The organism is Streptomyces sp. NPDC058221 (assembly GCF_042882365.1).
Lineage (GTDB): Bacteria > Actinomycetota > Actinomycetes > Streptomycetales > Streptomycetaceae > Streptomyces.
Genome location: NZ_JBHVWF010000166.1, coordinates 1 through 16,266, shown reverse-complemented (window position 1 = coordinate 16,266; position 16,266 = coordinate 1). Strand labels below are relative to the sequence as shown.

The 16,266-nt window shown below is 71.1% G+C and carries 14 protein-coding genes; 6 read left to right on the top strand and 8 right to left on the bottom strand.

From position 1 onward, the window contains the following. From ACFVW8_RS33780 to ACFVW8_RS33765, 4 genes are all read right to left on the bottom strand, one after another. Positions 1-766: MFS transporter (locus ACFVW8_RS33780; RefSeq protein WP_389696876.1), on the bottom strand; the 766-nt coding region annotated here is incomplete at its 3' end. A 62-nt stretch (positions 767-828) separates the two neighbouring features. After that, entirely contained in the window at positions 829-1,509 is a 681-nt protein-coding gene (locus tag ACFVW8_RS33775; RefSeq protein ID WP_389696874.1) for an N-acetylmannosamine-6-phosphate 2-epimerase, read from the bottom strand. Continuing rightward, positions 1,506-2,471 carry an ROK family protein gene (locus ACFVW8_RS33770; protein ID WP_389696872.1) on the bottom strand — a complete coding sequence of 322 codons (966 nt, stop codon included), beginning with the start codon at positions 2,469-2,471 and terminating at the stop codon, positions 1,506-1,508. The genes ACFVW8_RS33775 and ACFVW8_RS33770 overlap by 4 nt, the downstream gene beginning before the upstream one ends. Next, a complete protein-coding gene (locus ACFVW8_RS33765) occupies positions 2,468-3,427 on the bottom strand; it encodes a dihydrodipicolinate synthase family protein (protein WP_389696870.1) in 960 nt (319 codons plus the stop codon). The genes ACFVW8_RS33770 and ACFVW8_RS33765 overlap by 4 nt, the downstream gene beginning before the upstream one ends. 152 nt (positions 3,428-3,579) lie before the next feature. On the opposite strand from ACFVW8_RS33765, the gene ACFVW8_RS33760 reads away from it, so the two are divergent. Next, a complete protein-coding gene (locus tag ACFVW8_RS33760; RefSeq protein ID WP_389696868.1) occupies positions 3,580-4,266 on the top strand; it encodes a FadR/GntR family transcriptional regulator in 687 nt (228 codons plus the stop codon). Between the two features lie 244 nt (positions 4,267-4,510). Here ACFVW8_RS33760 and ACFVW8_RS33755 read toward each other — a convergent pair whose 3' ends face one another. From ACFVW8_RS33755 to ACFVW8_RS33740, 4 genes are all read right to left on the bottom strand, one after another. Then, positions 4,511-5,698, bottom strand: coding sequence for an FAD-dependent monooxygenase (locus ACFVW8_RS33755; protein ID WP_389696866.1), 1,188 nt, complete (start codon positions 5,696-5,698; stop codon positions 4,511-4,513). A 115-nt stretch (positions 5,699-5,813) separates the two neighbouring features. Then, positions 5,814-7,247: an exo-alpha-sialidase gene (locus ACFVW8_RS33750; RefSeq protein ID WP_389696864.1), complete on the bottom strand. Its 1,434-nt coding sequence runs from the start codon at positions 7,245-7,247 to the stop codon at positions 5,814-5,816. Between the two features lie 139 nt (positions 7,248-7,386). Next, on the bottom strand, positions 7,387-8,391 hold the full coding sequence (locus tag ACFVW8_RS33745) for an acetylxylan esterase (protein ID WP_389696862.1): 1,005 nt from the start codon (positions 8,389-8,391) through the stop codon (positions 7,387-7,389). Positions 8,392-8,587: 196 nt separating this feature from the next. Next, complete coding sequence (locus tag ACFVW8_RS33740; protein WP_389696860.1) at positions 8,588-9,319, bottom strand: FadR/GntR family transcriptional regulator; 732 nt, start codon at positions 9,317-9,319, stop codon at positions 8,588-8,590. Positions 9,320-9,491: 172 nt separating this feature from the next. Here ACFVW8_RS33740 and ACFVW8_RS33735 point away from each other — a divergent pair, with 172 nt between their 5' ends. From ACFVW8_RS33735 to ACFVW8_RS33715, 5 genes are all read left to right on the top strand, one after another. After that, the gene (locus ACFVW8_RS33735; protein ID WP_389696858.1) at positions 9,492-11,087 is read left to right on the top strand and encodes an ABC transporter substrate-binding protein; all 1,596 of its coding nucleotides are present in this window, start codon (positions 9,492-9,494) and stop codon (positions 11,085-11,087) included. Positions 11,088-11,301: 214 nt separating this feature from the next. Next, positions 11,302-12,252: an ABC transporter permease gene (locus ACFVW8_RS33730; RefSeq protein WP_389696856.1), complete on the top strand. Its 951-nt coding sequence runs from the start codon at positions 11,302-11,304 to the stop codon at positions 12,250-12,252. 1 nt (position 12,253) lies between these two features. After that, positions 12,254-14,227 (top strand): dipeptide/oligopeptide/nickel ABC transporter permease/ATP-binding protein, encoded by a 1,974-nt coding sequence (locus tag ACFVW8_RS33725; RefSeq protein ID WP_389696855.1) that lies wholly within the window; start codon positions 12,254-12,256, stop codon positions 14,225-14,227. Further along, on the top strand, positions 14,224-15,231 hold the full coding sequence (locus tag ACFVW8_RS33720) for an oligopeptide/dipeptide ABC transporter ATP-binding protein (RefSeq protein ID WP_389696853.1): 1,008 nt from the start codon (positions 14,224-14,226) through the stop codon (positions 15,229-15,231). Before ACFVW8_RS33725 ends, ACFVW8_RS33720 begins: the two co-directional genes overlap by 4 nt. After that, positions 15,228-16,160 carry a dihydrodipicolinate synthase family protein gene (locus ACFVW8_RS33715; protein ID WP_389696851.1) on the top strand — a complete coding sequence of 311 codons (933 nt, stop codon included), beginning with the start codon at positions 15,228-15,230 and terminating at the stop codon, positions 16,158-16,160. The genes ACFVW8_RS33720 and ACFVW8_RS33715 overlap by 4 nt, the downstream gene beginning before the upstream one ends. The last annotated feature ends 106 nt before the right edge of the window (positions 16,161-16,266 follow it).

Below are 16,266 nucleotides of genomic sequence, written 5' to 3'. Positions count from 1 at the left end.
CCACCGAGAGCACCGGGACCATTCCGGCGCCGCCCGGTGTGAAGACGAGGAACAGGGAGACCGTCGCGACGACGATCAGCACGGTGTTGGCGGTGGCCCGGGCGCGGGTGACGAACAGCGGCGCGAACGGATTCGGCTTGGCGCCCTTCTCCGCGACGGACTCCGTCCACTCCTCGGCCTCCGGCAGCGAGCGCCGCATCCACAGCGCGACGGCGATCGGGATGAGGCCCAGGTAGAACATCCAGCGCCAGCCGAGCGAGGGCACCACCCAGTTGTAGACCTGGGCGGCGAGCACCGAACCGACCGAGAAGCCGGAGATCAGGAAGCCACTGGCCCGGCTGCGCAGCCCTGCGGGCCAGCTCTCCATGACGTACGTGGCGCTGGCGCTGTACTCACCGGCCATGCCCATGCCGATGGCCAGCCGGGCGGCGAACAGACTGTGGTAGTTCCAAGCGAACCCGCAGGCGAAGGTGCCCACCGAGTACAGCAGGATGCTCAGCACCATGGAGAGCTTTCGGCCGTACCGGTCGCCGATGGCACCGAGTACCGCGCCGCCCAGCCAGCGGGTGATGAAGGCGCCGGAGATCAGACTGGCCGCTTGCACCGTGCTCAGGCCGAACTCGTCACTGATCTCGGTCAGCACGAGGGTGATCAGCACGAAGTCGAAGCCGTCGAGTACGTAGCCGATCCAGGCGGCGAAGAACGACTTCCACTGGGTACGGCTGATCTGGCGGTACCAGGGGGGCGTGGGGGGTGTTGTCTGCACGGTGACTCCAGGATGCGGGACGGTGCTCGCCTTTGAGCGTCCGTCCCGCGTGGTGGGACAGATCAGGGCCGGGCGATGCCTGCGACGAAGCGGGCGGTCAGGGCTGTGGGAGCGGTGATGGCCGTACCGACGACGATGCTGTGCGCGCCGAGCCGCAGGGCCTCTGCCGCCTCCTCCGGGGTGTTGATACGGCCTTCGGCGACGACCGGGACGTCGATGGCGGCGGAGAGCTCGGCCACCAGAGCGAGGTCGGGGCCGGTCTGCTTCGGCGTGCCGGGCACGTAGCCGGACAGCGTCGTGGAGACGAAGTCGGCCCCGAGCGCGGCCGCCGCGATGCCCTCGGCAAGGGTCGAGACGTCGGCCATGACGAGGGCGCCGGCGGCGTGGACCGCCTCGACGAGCTCGGCGAACGTCGAGCCGTCCGGACGCGGCCGGTCGGTGGCGTCCGCGGCGACGACGGCCGCGCCCGCCCCGGCGACCGCCAGGGCGTGCCGGACGGTCGGGGTGATGAACACCCCGTGGTCGCCGTCCTTCCACAGACCGATGACCGGCAGGTCGACGGCCGCGGTGATCGCGGCGACGACCTCCGGATCGTTGGCCCGGATCGCGGCGCCGCCTCCGGCGACCGCCGACTGCGCGAGGCGCACCAGGGTTGCGGTCTCCCGCATCGGGTCGCCGGGCGGGGCCTGGCAGGACACGATCAGCTTGCCCTGAAGGGCGGCGGCCAGTTGCTGGGCGGTCATCGGAGAGCTCCCGGGTGGTGGAGGGGAAGGGTGGTGGTCAGGGCGGCCGCGCCGAGCACGGCCGCGTCGTGGCCGAGGAGCGGGGCTCGGGGCACGAGTCGGCGCAGCGGCGCCATCAGCTCCGAGGCGAAGGCCGCCCGCAGGGCTTCCTCGTACAGCGGACCGATCCGCGGGACCCCGCCGCCGACGACGACCAGGTCCGGGCCGAAGGCGTTGGCGAGTCCGCCGAGCACATGGCCGGCGGCGGCCGCGCCGGTGGTGATGGCGGACACCGCGTCGGCGTCGCCCTGTGCGGCGCGCGCGGCGACGGTCTCCAGCCGGTCCACCGGGGCGCCGGTCAGCCGCTCGTAGTGGGCGGCGATGCCCGGTCCGGAGGCGATGACCTCGAGATGGCCGGTGGAACCGCAGGTGCAGGGCAGTCCGGCCGCCTCGGGGCTGGGCAGATGGCCGACGTGCCCGGCGATGCCCGCGGCCCCGTGCAGCATCCGCCCGTCGACGGCGATGGCGCCGCCGACCCCGGTGCCGATGGCGGCGAAGAGCAGCGATCCGTGCTGCGCCCCCTGTGCGGTCAGGGCGGCGAGTTCCGGTCCGGCCGTGGCGCGTACGTCGTTGTCGCAGGCCACCGGGTATCCGGTCCGGTTGGCGAGACCGACGCCCAGAGGAGTGCCCGCCCAGCCGCGGATCGAGTCGGTGGCGCTGGTGACCATGCCGGTACGGGGATCGACCACGCCGGCCGCCGCGATGCCGAGCGCCGCCGCGGTCCGGCCGGGGTCGACCTCGGCCGCGGCGGCGGCGAGTGCGTCGAGCACCGCCGCCGCACCGTCGCGGGCCGGGGTCGGGCGGCTGTGCCGGGCCAGGACCGTGCCGTCGGCGCCGAGCAGCGCGGCGGCGATCTTCGTGCCGCCGAGGTCGAGGCCGACGACCGGCCGCCCCGTGGCCGCCGTACGGTCTGTAGAGGTCATCGGACCGGCGGCAGACCGGCGGCGCGCAGCAGTCCGGAGACCTGCGCGACGGATGCGGCGGACAGCTGGATCTGCGGGAACGCGGTGTCACCGCAGTCGATGATGCCCAGCAGCCGGAGCGCCGACTTGAACGAGCCGAGCGCCGAGGAGCTGCGGCCCATGTCCGCCTCCGGGCCGACGTCGACCATGGCGAACAGCTCGATGAGCCGCTCCTGCTCCTTCGCGGCCAGCGTCCAGTCCCCGGCGCGCGCGGCCTCGTAGAGGCGCACATAGCCGGACGGGTCCACGTTGCCGATGCCGGGGACGACGCCGTCGGCGCCGGCGAGCAGCGCGGCGTCCACCGTCAGCTCGGAGCCGGTGAGGATGCTGAACCCGGGCACCGGACCCTGCGCGCGGCCTTCGCGGCCCCCGAGCTCGACGACGAGCCGGCGCAGCCCGCCCTCGTCGCCGCTGCTGTCCTTGAGCCCCGCCAGGGTGCCGTCCTCGGCGAGCTCGCGGACCAGTGCCGCGGACAGCTTGCTGTGCACGGCGACCGGGATGTCGTACGCGAACAGCGGCAGGTCGACCTCGGCGCGCAGCCGGCGGAAGTGCCCGGCGATCTCCTTGCCGTGGGTGCGGGTGTAGAAGGGCGCGGTCGCGACCAGGGCGTCCGCGCCCAGCTCGGCGGCGGACCTGGCGTGCTCGACGACCCGGGCGGTGGTGGTGTCGATGACGCCGGCCAGCACGGGAACCCGGCCGTCGGTGGTGTTGACGACGGTCTCCAGGACCGTGGCGCGCTGTTCGTCGGTCAGGTAGGCGACCTCGCTGGTGGACCCGAGCGCGAAGAGTCCGTGCACGCCTCCGCCGACGAGGTGCTCGACGAGCCGGACGAGGGAGGCGGTGTCGACCTCCCCGCGGGAGTCGAGGGGAGTGCAGACCGGCGGAACGACGCCGTGCAGCGGTGCGGTCAGAGACATGGTGGGAAGCTCCAGCTGATCGGGATACCGACCCGTGGCCGCAGTGGCTGTTCGGATCGAGACGTGAGACGTAAGATGTCCTATGTCTGGCTTCACCTTAAACAGATGCTCCTGCCACTGGTCAAGGGGCAACGGCACCTCGGGAGGACGTTGTGGCGCGGCCCACCATGGCTCAGGACATCGAGCGAAGGATCAAGGAACTGATCCTGGAACGCAGGCTCGCCCCGGGCGACGCACTGCCCACCGAGGCCGAGCTGATGGAGCTCTTCGGGGCCGGGCGGGTCTCGGTGCGCGAGGCGCTCAAATCGCTCCAGGCGGTCAATGTCGTCGAGATCCGGCGCGGATTCGGCACCTTCGTGGGTTCGCTCTCCCTGTCACCGTTCGCCGAGGGGCTCGCCTTCCGTGCGGCGGTCCGCCACCGCCGGGGCGAGCGGGGCCTGGCCGAACTGATGAAGGTCCGGGAGGCATTGGAGGCGGGCCTCGTCGGGTCCGTCGCGGCGGGTGTCCCCGAGGAGGACCTCGACGTGCTGGGCGCCCTGGTGGCGAAGATGGAGGAGGAGGCGGCCACCGGCCGGGTCGCACGCGCCACCGACCGTGCGTTTCACCTGGCGCTCTACGCCTCGCTCGACAACCACCTGCTCAGCGAGGTGCTGGACGCCTTCTGGGCGGCGATGGACCGGGTGCGCGAGGACCTGGACGACGGCCACCAGGACCCGTGGGTCACCTGTGCCCAGCACCGCGAGATCGTCGAGGCGGTGGCGGCGGCCGACGGCCTGCGCGCGGTGAGAGCGATGCGCACCCACTTCGACGGCATCCGCACCAGACTCGACCCGGCCTGACCGGTCAGAGCCCGGCACAATCAAGCCCGCATCGGCCGAAATCAAGCCCGTCCGGCGATTGAGGACAGCGCGGGCCGAAGGCCGCGTGCTCGTCACCGTGCATGTCCGCACCGGACTCGACCCGGCACAATCGAGCCTGCATCGGCCAGGATCAAGCCCGTCCGGCGATTGAGGACACAGCGGGTCCGAAGGCCCCGCGACCCGCACCGCCCGGCCCGTCACCCCCCCGCCTCCCCGTACCCCGTCACCCCTCCGCCTCCCCGTACAGATAGCTGTCCGCCCCGTCCAGCGCAGCCCGGGACCACGCCGCCACCTCCGCCGCCCCCATCGCCGTCCAGTCCGGGGTCCGTTCGACCATCGCCCGTCCCAGCCTGCGGCCGAGTGCGACCAGCCTGGCCCCCTCGGGCGACCGCTCGGCCGCGTACCCGCGCAGCGCGTCCGCCGGGGAGGGCGCCCCGCGCAGCACCCGCTCCAGACAGAGCGCGTCCTGCAACGCCTTCGTCGCTCCGCTCGCGGTGTGCGGACGGGTGATGCTCGCCGCATCGCCCGCCAGCAGGAACGGCGGGTCCGCCACCTGTGGCGCGTGGAAGTCGGCGACATGGTGGTACGCAAGGGAGGTGTGCTCGCCCCGGCCGACGAGCCCGGCCCAGTCCGCCGGGAAATGCTCCTCGGCGATGTGCCGCACGTACGTCTCGCGCGCGGCGGTCCACGACGCCGGGGGAGGGGAGCCGTAGATGGCGTAGGCCAGCAGCCGGGATCCCGGCTCCGCGCCCGGGATCAGGTAGAACACCCCGTGCCCGCCCCGGTATCCGAGTGTGACCCACGCGGTGCTCAGCAGCTCCAGCTGGTGCGGGTGGCCGTCGAGTGCGGTGAGCGGAAGGGTCCCCCGCCACACGGCGTATCCCGCCGGAACAGGCCGTACGCCGGGGGCGACGGCCTCCCGGGTGACGGACCGCGGACCGTCCGCGCCGACGACGATGTCGTACACCTCCTCCGTGTCCGCCGTCCGGATCACCGCGCCGCCCGAAGGAGCGCGCAGCACCTCGGTGACGGGCCGCCCCCGGTGGTACCGCACGGCGCCCGCGCCGGCTCGCAGCGTGCGCCACAGCAGCCCCCAGTGACAGGCCGTCACCGCAGCCTCCTGGCGGGCCAGTTCGCGTGCCGCGAACCGGCCGCTCTGCCGGGTGAGCCAGACCCGGGAGGACACCGGTGCTGTCGGCATACCGGCGTCCAGATAGCCGGCGGCGACCAGCTCCCGGTGCAGGTCCGGGGGTACGACGATGCCGAACCCCCGGTCCTCCAGAGCCCCGTCGCTGCGCTCGTAGACCGTCACCTGCGCGCCCGCCCTGGCCCCGGCGATGGCCATGGCACACCCGGCGACGCTCCCGCCGACCACCCCGATGCGTAAAACCGCTCCCGCCACGTCCGCCACCACTCTCTCCGGCCGCTCCGCCCGCTGCGCGCGTCGCGTCCATTGAAGAGGTGCGGGCGGGGGTACGTCCAACCGCCGTACGGCAGTTGGACCTACCCCCGCCCGTCCGGCCCGGCTACGGAGTGACCGTCACCGTGGTACTGCCCTGGGCCTGCTTGCTGTCCGCCCTGTACGTCGCGGTGAGCGCGGCGCTGCCGGACGCGCCGGCCGGAACCGTGACCGGGACCTTGATATTGGCGCCTTCACCGGGCTTCAGCGCGGGGATCGCGGTCTGCGTGGCCGTCCAGCCGCTCGGCACGGTCAGGCCGACCGTGCCCGCACTGCGGGTCACGTCCATCCGGTTGACGACCCGGACCGTGACCTGGGCGCTCGTGCCCGCCTTGAGGGCCGCGGGCGGGGTGATCGTGATGTCGGCACAGGTACCGCCGAGCCACTTCAGGTCGAACGAGTCGTACGTGATGTGCTCGGCGTTGCCGCGCTCGTACAGCAGCCCCAGCCGGCCGTCCGGCAGCCGGGTCAGCGTCGAGTAGGCGGCTGCGCCCGCGTCGACGACCTTCTTGATCGGCCAGGTCTTCCCGTTGTCACAGGACATCTTGACCGTGAGGTTCTTCCGTGACGTGGCCTCGGTGTTGCTGAACAGCAGCCAGGAGGACTGCGGGTCCGAAGCCGCCGCGTCGGGGGCGTAGCGAATGATCGAGCCGTTGTTCCCCGGGTCGGGGAGCTGGGTGTCCTGGACCAGCGGGGTGTAGGTGACCCCGCCGTCCTTGGAGTACGCGATCGTCCGGTACGGCGCCGCGCGGTTGTTGAGCATGATCGTGCCGTCGTTCAGCTCGACGGTCTTGTTCTCGTCACCGGGACCGACCGGGGTGCCCGTCTTCCAGGTCTCGCCGTGGTCGTCGCTGTAGGCGCTGACCGCGTAGTTGGCCCCGTCCTTGCGGATGGCGTACTGCTGGATCAGCCGGCCCTTGTACGTCCCGTTGCGCACCTGGATTCCCTGGCCGGACGAGGCGAACATGCCGCCCCAGGCGGGGTCCTTGATCTGCTTGGTGATCCGGCGGCTGGTCCAGGTCAGCCCGTCGTCGTCGGAGTAGCTGTAGTCGGCCTGCAGGACGTCGGGGTCGGTCTCGTCGTTGCCGGTGGCCGAGCCGAAGAAGCCCTGGTTCACCCCGGCCGCGTAGAACAGGAAGATGCGGCCGGTCGTCCGGTCGACCAGCAGGCTCGGGTCGCCGTAGCCCTTGGGCGCGGCGTCCGAGCGGACCACCTTCTGCTCCTGCCAGGTGGTACCGCCGTCGGTGCTGCGCCGCAGCACGACGCTGATGTTGGACGGCAGGTCGCCCAGGGTGGGGCGGGCGTCGTAGGCGGCCAGCAGGGTGCCCTTGGCCGAGGTGGTGAGGGCGGGGATGCGGTAGTGGGGGGAGCCCACCCCGTCGACGGTCAGGTCCTGGGACGTGAGCGTGCCGGGTGCGGGTGACGCGGCCTGCGCGGTGCCGGTCACGGTGACCACCAGCATGGCGGCGCTGAGCAGGGCGACAGGGACAGTTCTCTGCATGGACGATCTCTCTTCTCGGAAGGGGTGGTGCTTCTCGAAGGGTGGGAGACGGGACGGCAGATGGGGGGAGAGATGTGCCGGGCCATGGGCGGTGGGGGGAGGTGCAGGGAGTGGACCGCGCTCTGCGCTGTCTCCGCGGTCAGGAGCGTCCGGCCTGCCAGGACGGCGAGTGGCCCGCGAACAGGGCCCGCACCCAGGCCAGTTGCTCCCGCTGCTGGTACTCCGCGCCGCCCTCGTGCCCGTTGAACGCGTAGATCCGCACGTCCTTGGGCCCGGCGTAGCCGTTGTAGGCGGTGAAGCATGTGGAGGGCGGGCAGATGTCATCCATCATCGCGATGGAGAACAGCGCGGGGGCCGTGGCGCGGGTGGCGTGCAGCGCCGCGTCGAAGTACGACAGGGTGGTGAAGACGCCTTCGGTGCGGTCGCGGTGGAGCTTCAGGTACTCGGCGATCTCGGTGAACGGCGGTCGCCCCGAAACCTCCGTCGCGCGGGGGAAGTTGCAGAGGAACGGCACATCCGGCATCACCCCCGCAAGACCGGGCACGAGCCCCGACACGGCCAGCGCGATGCCGCCGCCCTGGCTCACCCCGGTGACGACGATCCGGTCCGGATCGACCTCGGGGTGGCTGCGCATCGCCTCGACGCAGCGCACCGCGTCGGTGAACAGCCGCCGGTAGTAGTACGTTTCCGGGCTCTCGATGCCACGGGTGAGGAAACCGGGGACGACTCCGGCCGCGCCGGCGTCCGAATCCGCGGTGTCACCGCCCGCCGCCGACCAGCCCTGGCCGCGGGTGTCCATGATCAGATGTGCGTAACCTGCCGATGCCCAGAGCAGGTTCTCGTGCGACAGGCCACGGCCGCGGCCGTAGCCCAGGAACTCCACGACGCAGCCGAGGGGTTCGCTCGCCCCGGCCGGCATCCGGAGCCAGCCGCGCACCGGCTGCCCGGCGAAGCCTGGGACCGTCACGTCGTAGGTGCGGATCTGGACGAGCCCCGTATCCACCTCCGTGAACAGCGGCTTCTGCGCCGGACCGTCCCCGGTCTCCTCCAGGGTCCGGGACCAGAACGCGTCGAAGTCCGCCGGAACGGGCAACGGCGGCCGGTAGTCGCGGCAGTCCGCGAGCGAGAGGTCCGTCAACGGCATGGAGGTGCCCTCCTGGGCGCAGCGGGAAGTGCCATGGGCGAGGTGAAGCCCTGGTCATCAGACGGATGACGTCAGATGTCCTGTTGGCAAACGGACCCTAGGCAGCCCCTGTGGCACGCGTCAAGGGTTAGCCGGGCCGAGGCCCGCGAGGGGCGGGGCCCGGCCCCGCCCCGTGGCGGACGCGCCGGCCGGCGGGTCAGCCCGTGATGCCGCCGCGGGCCCGGGCCTCGGAGATCCGCCGCCTGACCGGGGCGTAGTGCTCGCCGAGCGCCTTGATGAAGCCTGCGATGTCCCCGGCCCGGGCGGCGTCCACGATGTTCTGGTGGGCTGTGATCGTCTCCGTCTCGTCGGCGTGCGTGAAACCGTCCAGATGCGGCGCGACGATCGTGTACACGTCCCAGAAGGCCATCGAGAGCTGGCCGATCAGATCGTTGCCCAGCGGGGCGACGAGCAGTGCGTGGAACGCCCGGTCGGCGTCCACGAAGCCGTGCCCCTCCTGCGCCCCCGTCTCGCGCATGGTGGCCACCAGGCCGTCCAGCACGTCGAGCTGCTCCGTGGTGAGGAGCGAGACGATGCGGTCGGCCATCCCGCGCTCGAAGAGCTCGCGCACCTCGACGAGGTCGGCCATCACCTGGAAGTCGTCGTCGGGGGAGAGCAGCCCGCGGAAGGTCAGGCTCTCCACCAGCGCCGACAGGCTCAGCCTGCCGACGTATGTGCCGTGTCCGTGGCGGACCTCGACGATGTCCAGGGCGTTGAGGATCTTGACGGCCTCGCGGACGCTGGAGCGGCTGGCGCCGAGTGCCTCGCACAGGGCGGGCTCGGTGGGCAGCGGGTCCCCGGGGCGGAGCCTTTCTTCGAGGATGTACCGCTTGATGCCGTCGACGACTTCCTGCCGGAGCAACTGCCGGCCGGGCCTCGTTCCGGACATATGTGAACTCCCCACCTCTTGACCCCTCTCAATTGTCAAGCTACGTTCCCACGTTATCAAGGCATCAGACATCTGACGTCTGATGCCGCGGGGCTCTACGGCCTCCACGAACCACCGTTCCACCTCCCGATCCCATCCCCCGACGCCACACCTCAAAGTCCCTGGAGGACCCGTGCCCGAGCTGAGATCAGCCGGTGTCGAGCGCCGCACCTTCCTGCGTTACACCAGTGCTGTCGGTGCGGCCGCCGCCATCACGGCGAGCCTTTCCGCCTGCGGCGGACCGTCCTCGACCGCCGACGGGTCGACGGACAAGAGCGGCGGCGGCGACCTCATCGAGGCGGGCATGTCCTACCCGCTGTCGACCGGCTTCGACCCGATGATCACCTCGGGCGCGACCCCGTACGCCGCCAATATGCACATCTTCGAAGGCCTGGTCGATCTCGATCCGGTAACGCTCGTGGCTCGCCCCGCGCTCGCCACCGAGATGCCGAAGAAGATCAACGCCACCACCTACCGGGCCACGCTGCGCAAGGGTGCGACCTTCCACGACGGATCGGCCGTCACCGCCGACGACGTGGTGTTCAGCTTCGAACGCATCCTGGATCCCAAGAACGCCTCACTGATGGCTCAGTTCGTGCCCTTCATCGACACCATCAAGGCTGTCGACGAGAGCACGGTCGAGTTCAAGCTCAAGTACGCCTTCGCGCTCTTCCCGTCCCGCATAGCCGTGGCCCGGATCGTTCCGAAGAAGATCGTCGAGGCGGACGTCAAGGGATTCGACGCCAAGCCCGTGGGTTCGGGGCCGTACAAGTTCGTGTCGGCGACCCGCGAAGACAAGATCGTCTTCGCGAAGCACGACAAGTACAACGGCGCGCACCCCGCCAAGGTCAAGAAGATGATCTGGCGCCTGATCTCGGACCAGTCGGCCCGCGTCAGCGCCATGCAGTCCGGCCGCGTCCAGGCCATCGAAGATGTCCCGTACATCGACGTGGACGGGCTCTCCTCCTCGGCGAAGACCGAGTCGGTGCAGTCCTTCGGCCTGCTCTTCCTGATGTTCAACACCGCCGACAAGCGGTTCGCCGACAAGCGGGTCCGCCAGGCCCTGCACTACGCGCTGGACACCGAGAAGATCATCAAGACCGCCATGGTCGGGAAGGCGACGGCCGCCACCGGCTACGTCCCCACCACGCACCCCGACTACCACAAGGCCGCCACCGTCTACACGCACGACGTGGCCAAGGCGAAGAAGCTGCTCGCCGAAGCGGGGGTGAAGAACCTCAAGTTCACCGTCCTGACCGTGGACACCGGCTGGGTCAAGGACATCGCTCCGCTGATCAAGGAGAGCTGGGCCGCGGCCGGCATCGAGGCCACTCTCGGCATCGCCCAGTCCGCCGCGCAGTACGCCAAGGTCGACAAGGGCGACTTTGAAGTCCTCGTCGCACCCGGCGACCCCTCGGTCTTCGGTAACGACGTGGACCTGCTGATGCGCTGGTTCTACTACGGCTTCTGGCCGGAGAGCCGCTACGGCTGGTCCAGGACCGCCGAGTACAAGAAGGTCAAGCAGCTCCTCGACAAGGCCGCGCAGTCCAGCGACGAGGCGAAGCGCAAGGACCTGTGGGCTCAGATCACCGACCTCGTCTCCGACGAGGTCCCGCTCTACCCGATCCTGCACCGCAAGCTGCCCACCGCCTGGAGCGACAAGTCGCTGGCCGGCTTCAAGCCCCTGCCCACCACCGGCCTGTCCTTCCTGGACGTCGGCCGAGCCTGACCGGCTCCGGGCCGTACGGCAGCCGCCGCGCAGGCTGCCGCACGGCCCGGCCCCCGGAGCCTTTCGTCCGGAACGTGCCGGGACCCGACCGGTGTGAAGCGAACGAGAGCCACTGACCGGCGCCGCCCGCCGTGCGCCAGATAGCCCGGTCCAGGACACCGATGACCACCGGTGCCCCGGACCGGATGACCGCCCAATCGCAAGGAACCCGACGATGGTTGCTTTTCTCCGGCTCGCGCTGCGCCGCGTCGCGATGATGCCGGTGATGATCCTCGGTATCGCGTTGCTCGTCTTCGTGGTGCTGCAGTTCTCGCCGGTCGACCCGGCCTACAACGCGCTCGGGGAGAGCGCCAGTCCTGCGGCCCGGGAGGCCTTTGCCGAGGCCAACGGGCTCAACGACCCGCTGCCCGTCCGCTACTTCCACTTCCTCGGCCAACTGATCCACCTCGATCTCGGGTCGACCGTCCCGCCGAGCCAGCCCGTGATCGACCGGATCACCGCAGCCTTCCCGCTCACCCTCCAGCTCACCGTCCTCGGGCTCATCATCGCCATCGTCCTCGCCGTCGCAGGCGGCGTCCTGGGCGCGATGTACCGCGACCGCTGGCCCGACCAGCTCTTCCGGGTCCTGTCCATGGCCGGGGTCGCCGTTCCGTCCTTCTGGCTCGGTGTTCTGCTCATCCAGCAGTTCGCACTGAACACCCAGATCTTCCCGACCGGCGGCTACACCAACATGGCCGACTCGTTCGGCGGGTGGCTCAGAACGATGTTCCTGCCCGCCGTCTCACTCGCGGTGCCCGTCGCCGCGTCGCTCGCCCGCCTCATCCGCACCGCGATGGTCACCGAACTCGACCGGGACTACGTGCGTACCGCCCAGGGCAACGGCCTGCCGGTCTTCCTGGTCATCCGCTCGGTGCTGCGCAACGCGCTCGTCACCCCGCTCACCGTGCTCGGCGTCAAGGTCGGCTACCTGCTCAGCGGCGCCGTCGTCATCGAAGCGATCTTCGACCTGCCCGGCATGGGCAAACTCATCCTCGAAGGTGTCACCGGGGGCGACATCGCCCTGGTCCAGGGCACCGTACTGACCATCGCCATCGCGTTCCTGGTGGTCAACGTCATCGTCGACCTGCTCTACCTGCTGGTCAATCCGCGCATCAGGACGGTGTGACATGTTCGCCACGGGCCGTCTGGCCAAGAAGCTCTCCCGACCGGGCGTCGCCTTCCGCGCCCTCCCGGTAACCTCCCGCGTCGCACTCGGCGTCCTGATCCTCGTCATCCTCGGCGCCGTACTCGCCCCCCTGCTCACCCAGGACCCGCTGACCACGGGCACCCCCGTCCAGGCCCCGAGCGGCGCGCACTGGTTCGGCACCGACCGGGCGGGACGCGACGTGTTCGCCCGCGTGCTGCACGGCTCGCGCTACTCGCTGATCATCGGCCTCGGCTCGACCGCCTGCGCCCTGGTCGCCGGCGCCCTGCTCGGCTCGCTCGCCGCCACCTCGCGCAAGCTCGGCGACGAGTCCGTCATGCGCACCCTCGACGTCATCATGTCGTTCCCGCCGATCGCGCTCGCGGCCGTCCTCGTCGCCGTGTTCGGCACCAGCATCCCGGTGATCATCTTCACGATCGCCTTCGTGTACACCCCGTCGCTGGCCCGGGTGGTCCGCGCCAACGTGCTCTCCCAGTACGGCGAGGACTACGTGGCGGCCGAGCAGGTCATCGGCGCCCGGCGCACCTACATCGTGCTGCGCCACGTCGCCGTCAACTGCATGGCCCCGGTCATGGTGTTCGCCACCGTGATGGTCGCCGAGGCGATCATCTTCGAGGCGAGCCTCTCCTTCATCGGCGCCGGTGTGCAGGACCCCGACCCCAGCTGGGGCAGCGTTCTCGCCTACGGCCGGCAGATCCTGCTGGCCGGCGGCTGGTGGGCCACCTTCTTCCCCGGCCTGGCCCTGCTGATCACGGTCCTCGCGCTCAACATCCTCTCCGAAGGTCTCACCGACGCCTCCGCGGCGCCCAAGAGCGCCCGCGCCGCCGCCGACCCCACCGCCACGACCGCACCGGACCCGGTCGAGGCCGCCGCCACCGTCGACATCGACGCCGCCCTCACGAAGCTCGCCCGGCACATCAACGCCAACGAGCCCAGCATCACACCGGTCCGCGCGGACGTCGACGAACTCCTCGTCGTCCGCGACCTGGCGATCCGCTTCCCGGACCGGTACGGCGAGATCCCCGTCGTCGACAGGCTGAACTTCACCGTCCACGAGGGCGAGACCCTCGGCCTGGTCGGCGAGTCCGGCTGCGGCAAGTCCATCACCAGCCTCGCCGTCATGGGCCTCCTCGCCCGCAACGCCGAGGTCAGCGGCGAGATCCTCTACCGCGGCCGGGACCTGCTGAAGCTCCCGCCCAAGGAGCGCCGCGCCCTGATGGGCCCCGAGATCGCGATGGTCTACCAGGACGCGCTCTCCTCCCTCAACCCCTCCGTGCTCGTCGGTACCCAGCTCAAGCAGCTGACCTCGCGCGGCGGTACGAAGACCCCCGCCGAGCTCCTGGAGCTCGTCGGACTCTCGCCCGAGCGCACGCTGCGCAGCTACCCGCACGAGCTCTCCGGCGGTCAGCGCCAGCGCGTCCTCATCGCCATGGCCCTGTCCCGCAGCCCCCGCCTCCTGATCGCGGACGAGCCGACCACCGCCCTCGACGTCACCGTCCAGGCCCAGGTCGTCGAACTCCTCATCCGGCTCCGCGACGAGCTCGGCTTCGCCATGGTGCTGGTCTCGCACGACCTCGCCCTGGTCGGCGACCTCTCCCACCGGGTCGCCGTGATGTACGCGGGACGGCTCGCCGAGGTCGGCGACACCCGGTCGGTCCTCACCGACCCGGCCCACCACTACAGCCGCGGTCTCCTCGGCTCCGTCGTCTCCCTGGAGGCCGGCGCCGAGCGGCTCCACCAGATCCGCGGCGTCGTCCCCGCACCCCAGGGCTTCGGAGCGGGCTGCCGCTTCGCCGGCCGCTGCGGTGCGGCGAGTGACCTCTGTCGCACCACCACCCCCGCACTCACCGGCCGCGGCACCGCGAAGGACCACGGCTTCGCCTGCCACCACCCGGCCGAGGCCCCCGCGAAGAAGCTGGAAGGGAGCGCCCTGTGATCAGGCTCGACGGCGTGCACGTACGCCACAAGGCACGCAGCGGAGGTCTCTTCAGCCGCGATGCAGTCCATGCGCTGACCGATGCCACCCTGGAGGTCAAGCGCGGCGAGATCGTCGGTCTGGTCGGCGAGTCCGGCTGCGGCAAGTCGACGATGGCCCGGGTGCTGACCGGTCTGCAGAAGCCCACCGAGGGCACGGTCACCTTCCACGGCCGCGACCTGTGGGAGATGTCCGGGTCCCAGCGACGCGACGACTTCGGCTCCGCCGTCGGCGTCGTGTTCCAGGACCCCTCGACCGCACTCAACCCCCGCCTCACGGTCCGTCAGATCCTGCGCGACCCGCTCGATGTGCACCGCCGCGGCACCCGCGAGGAGCGCGAGGCCCGCGTCGAGGAACTCCTCGACCTGGTCGGCCTGCCCGGCCATACCCTGGCCGCACTGCCCGGCCAGCTCTCCGGCGGCCAGCGCCAGCGCGTCGCCATCGCCCGCGCCCTGGCGCTCGAACCGGAACTGATCGTCGCCGACGAACCGACGTCCGCGCTCGACGTCTCGGTCCGCGCCCAGGTGCTCAACCTCCTGGTGGACCTGCGCGAACGGCTCGGCCTCGGCATGGTGTTCATCTCGCACGACATCCAGACCGTGCGCTACCTCGCCGACCGCATCGCCGTCCTCTACCTCGGCCGCATCGTCGAGGAGGGGCGCGCGGCAGATGTCGCGGGCGCCCCCTCGCACCCGTACACCGAGGCACTGCTCTCCGCGACGCCCAGCCTGCTGGAGAACACCGAGCGCATCGTGCTCACCGGCCCGGTCCCCTCGGCGACCAACCCGCCGACCGGCTGCCCGTTCCGTACGCGCTGCTGGAAGGCGGACGACGAGTGCGCCACGGTCTTCCCGGTCCGCACCGACGGTCCGGACGGACACCGCTGGCACTGCGTCCACCCCCAGACCCCCGCGTCCCCCTCCGGGGACCCGACCCCCGTACCGTCCGCAAGGAGCACCGCATGACCGCCCGAACCCCTCGCTACACGGGAGTGATCCCGCCCGTCGTCACCCCGCTCACCGCGGACGGCGAGCTCGACCGCCCCTCCTTGGAGCGGGTCGTGGGGCATCTCCTCGACGGTGGTGTCAGCGGGCTCTTCGCCCTCGGCAGCTCCGGCGAGACCGCCTATCTGACGCCCGGACAGCAGGACCAGGTCATCGAGGTCATCACGGCGGCCGCCGCGGGCCAGGTGCCGGTCCTCGTCGGAGCGATCGAGACCACCACCAACCGTGCGATCGAGCGGGCGAACCGCGCCGCCGAACTCGGTGCGGACGCCGTCGTCGTCACCGCGCCGTTCTACACGCGCACCAACGCCATCGAGATCGACCGCCACTTCAGGGACGTCGCCGCTGCTGTCGATGTGCCGCTCCTGGCGTACGACGTGCCGGTCTGTGTGCACAGCAAGCTCGACCCCGAGCTGCTGCTGCCACTGGCGGCGGACGGTGTCCTTGCCGGGGTGAAGGACTCGAGCGGCGACGACGGTTCCTTCCGCAGGCTGGCCATCGGAGCCCGGGAGCTGCCCGGCTTCTCCGTACTCACCGGCCATGAGCTGGTCGTCGACTCGATGATGCTCGCCGGCGCCGACGGCTCGGTGCCCGGACTCGGCAATGTCGACCCGCACGGATACGTACGCCTCCACGAAGCCGCCGTCCGCGGCGACTGGGCGGCAGCGGCGGCTGAGCAGGACCGCCTCGTCGGGCTCTTCGACATCATCCGCGCCGCCCGGGGAACGGCGTCCGCCACCGCGGCCGGTCTCGGCGCGTTCAAGACCGCGCTCATGCTGCGCGGGATCATCACCACCAATGTGATGAGCCCGCCGATGCGCAGGCTGGACGCCGAGGAGACGGCGACGATCGCCGAGTGCCTCGACCGCGCGGGTCTCTCCAGGGCCTGACAGCCGCCGGGCCGGCACCCGGCCGTGAGAAGGTCCGGGCCGGCCGCGTGGGGGGGTGCGGGCGGGCCGTTGCGGATGGGGGGGGACGGCACATAGGGGCGGGGCG

Excerpts from the sequence above, each read along its gene's own strand:
- ACFVW8_RS33770 (WP_389696872.1), bottom strand. The coding sequence starts at position 2,471 with ATGACCTCTACAGACCGTACGGCGGCCACGGGGCGGCCGGTCGTCGGC.
- ACFVW8_RS33730 (WP_389696856.1), top strand. The coding sequence starts at position 11,302 with ATGGTTGCTTTTCTCCGGCTCGCGCTGCGCCGCGTCGCGATGATGCCG.
- ACFVW8_RS33715 (WP_389696851.1), top strand. The coding sequence starts at position 15,228 with ATGACCGCCCGAACCCCTCGCTACACGGGAGTGATCCCGCCCGTCGTC.
- ACFVW8_RS33725 (WP_389696855.1), top strand. The coding sequence starts at position 12,254 with ATGTTCGCCACGGGCCGTCTGGCCAAGAAGCTCTCCCGACCGGGCGTC.
- ACFVW8_RS33740 (WP_389696860.1), bottom strand. The coding sequence starts at position 9,319 with ATGTCCGGAACGAGGCCCGGCCGGCAGTTGCTCCGGCAGGAAGTCGTC.
- ACFVW8_RS33745 (WP_389696862.1), bottom strand. The coding sequence starts at position 8,391 with ATGCCGTTGACGGACCTCTCGCTCGCGGACTGCCGCGACTACCGGCCG.
- ACFVW8_RS33750 (WP_389696864.1), bottom strand. The coding sequence starts at position 7,247 with ATGCAGAGAACTGTCCCTGTCGCCCTGCTCAGCGCCGCCATGCTGGTG.
- ACFVW8_RS33765 (WP_389696870.1), bottom strand. The coding sequence starts at position 3,427 with ATGTCTCTGACCGCACCGCTGCACGGCGTCGTTCCGCCGGTCTGCACT.
- ACFVW8_RS33775 (WP_389696874.1), bottom strand. The coding sequence starts at position 1,509 with ATGACCGCCCAGCAACTGGCCGCCGCCCTTCAGGGCAAGCTGATCGTG.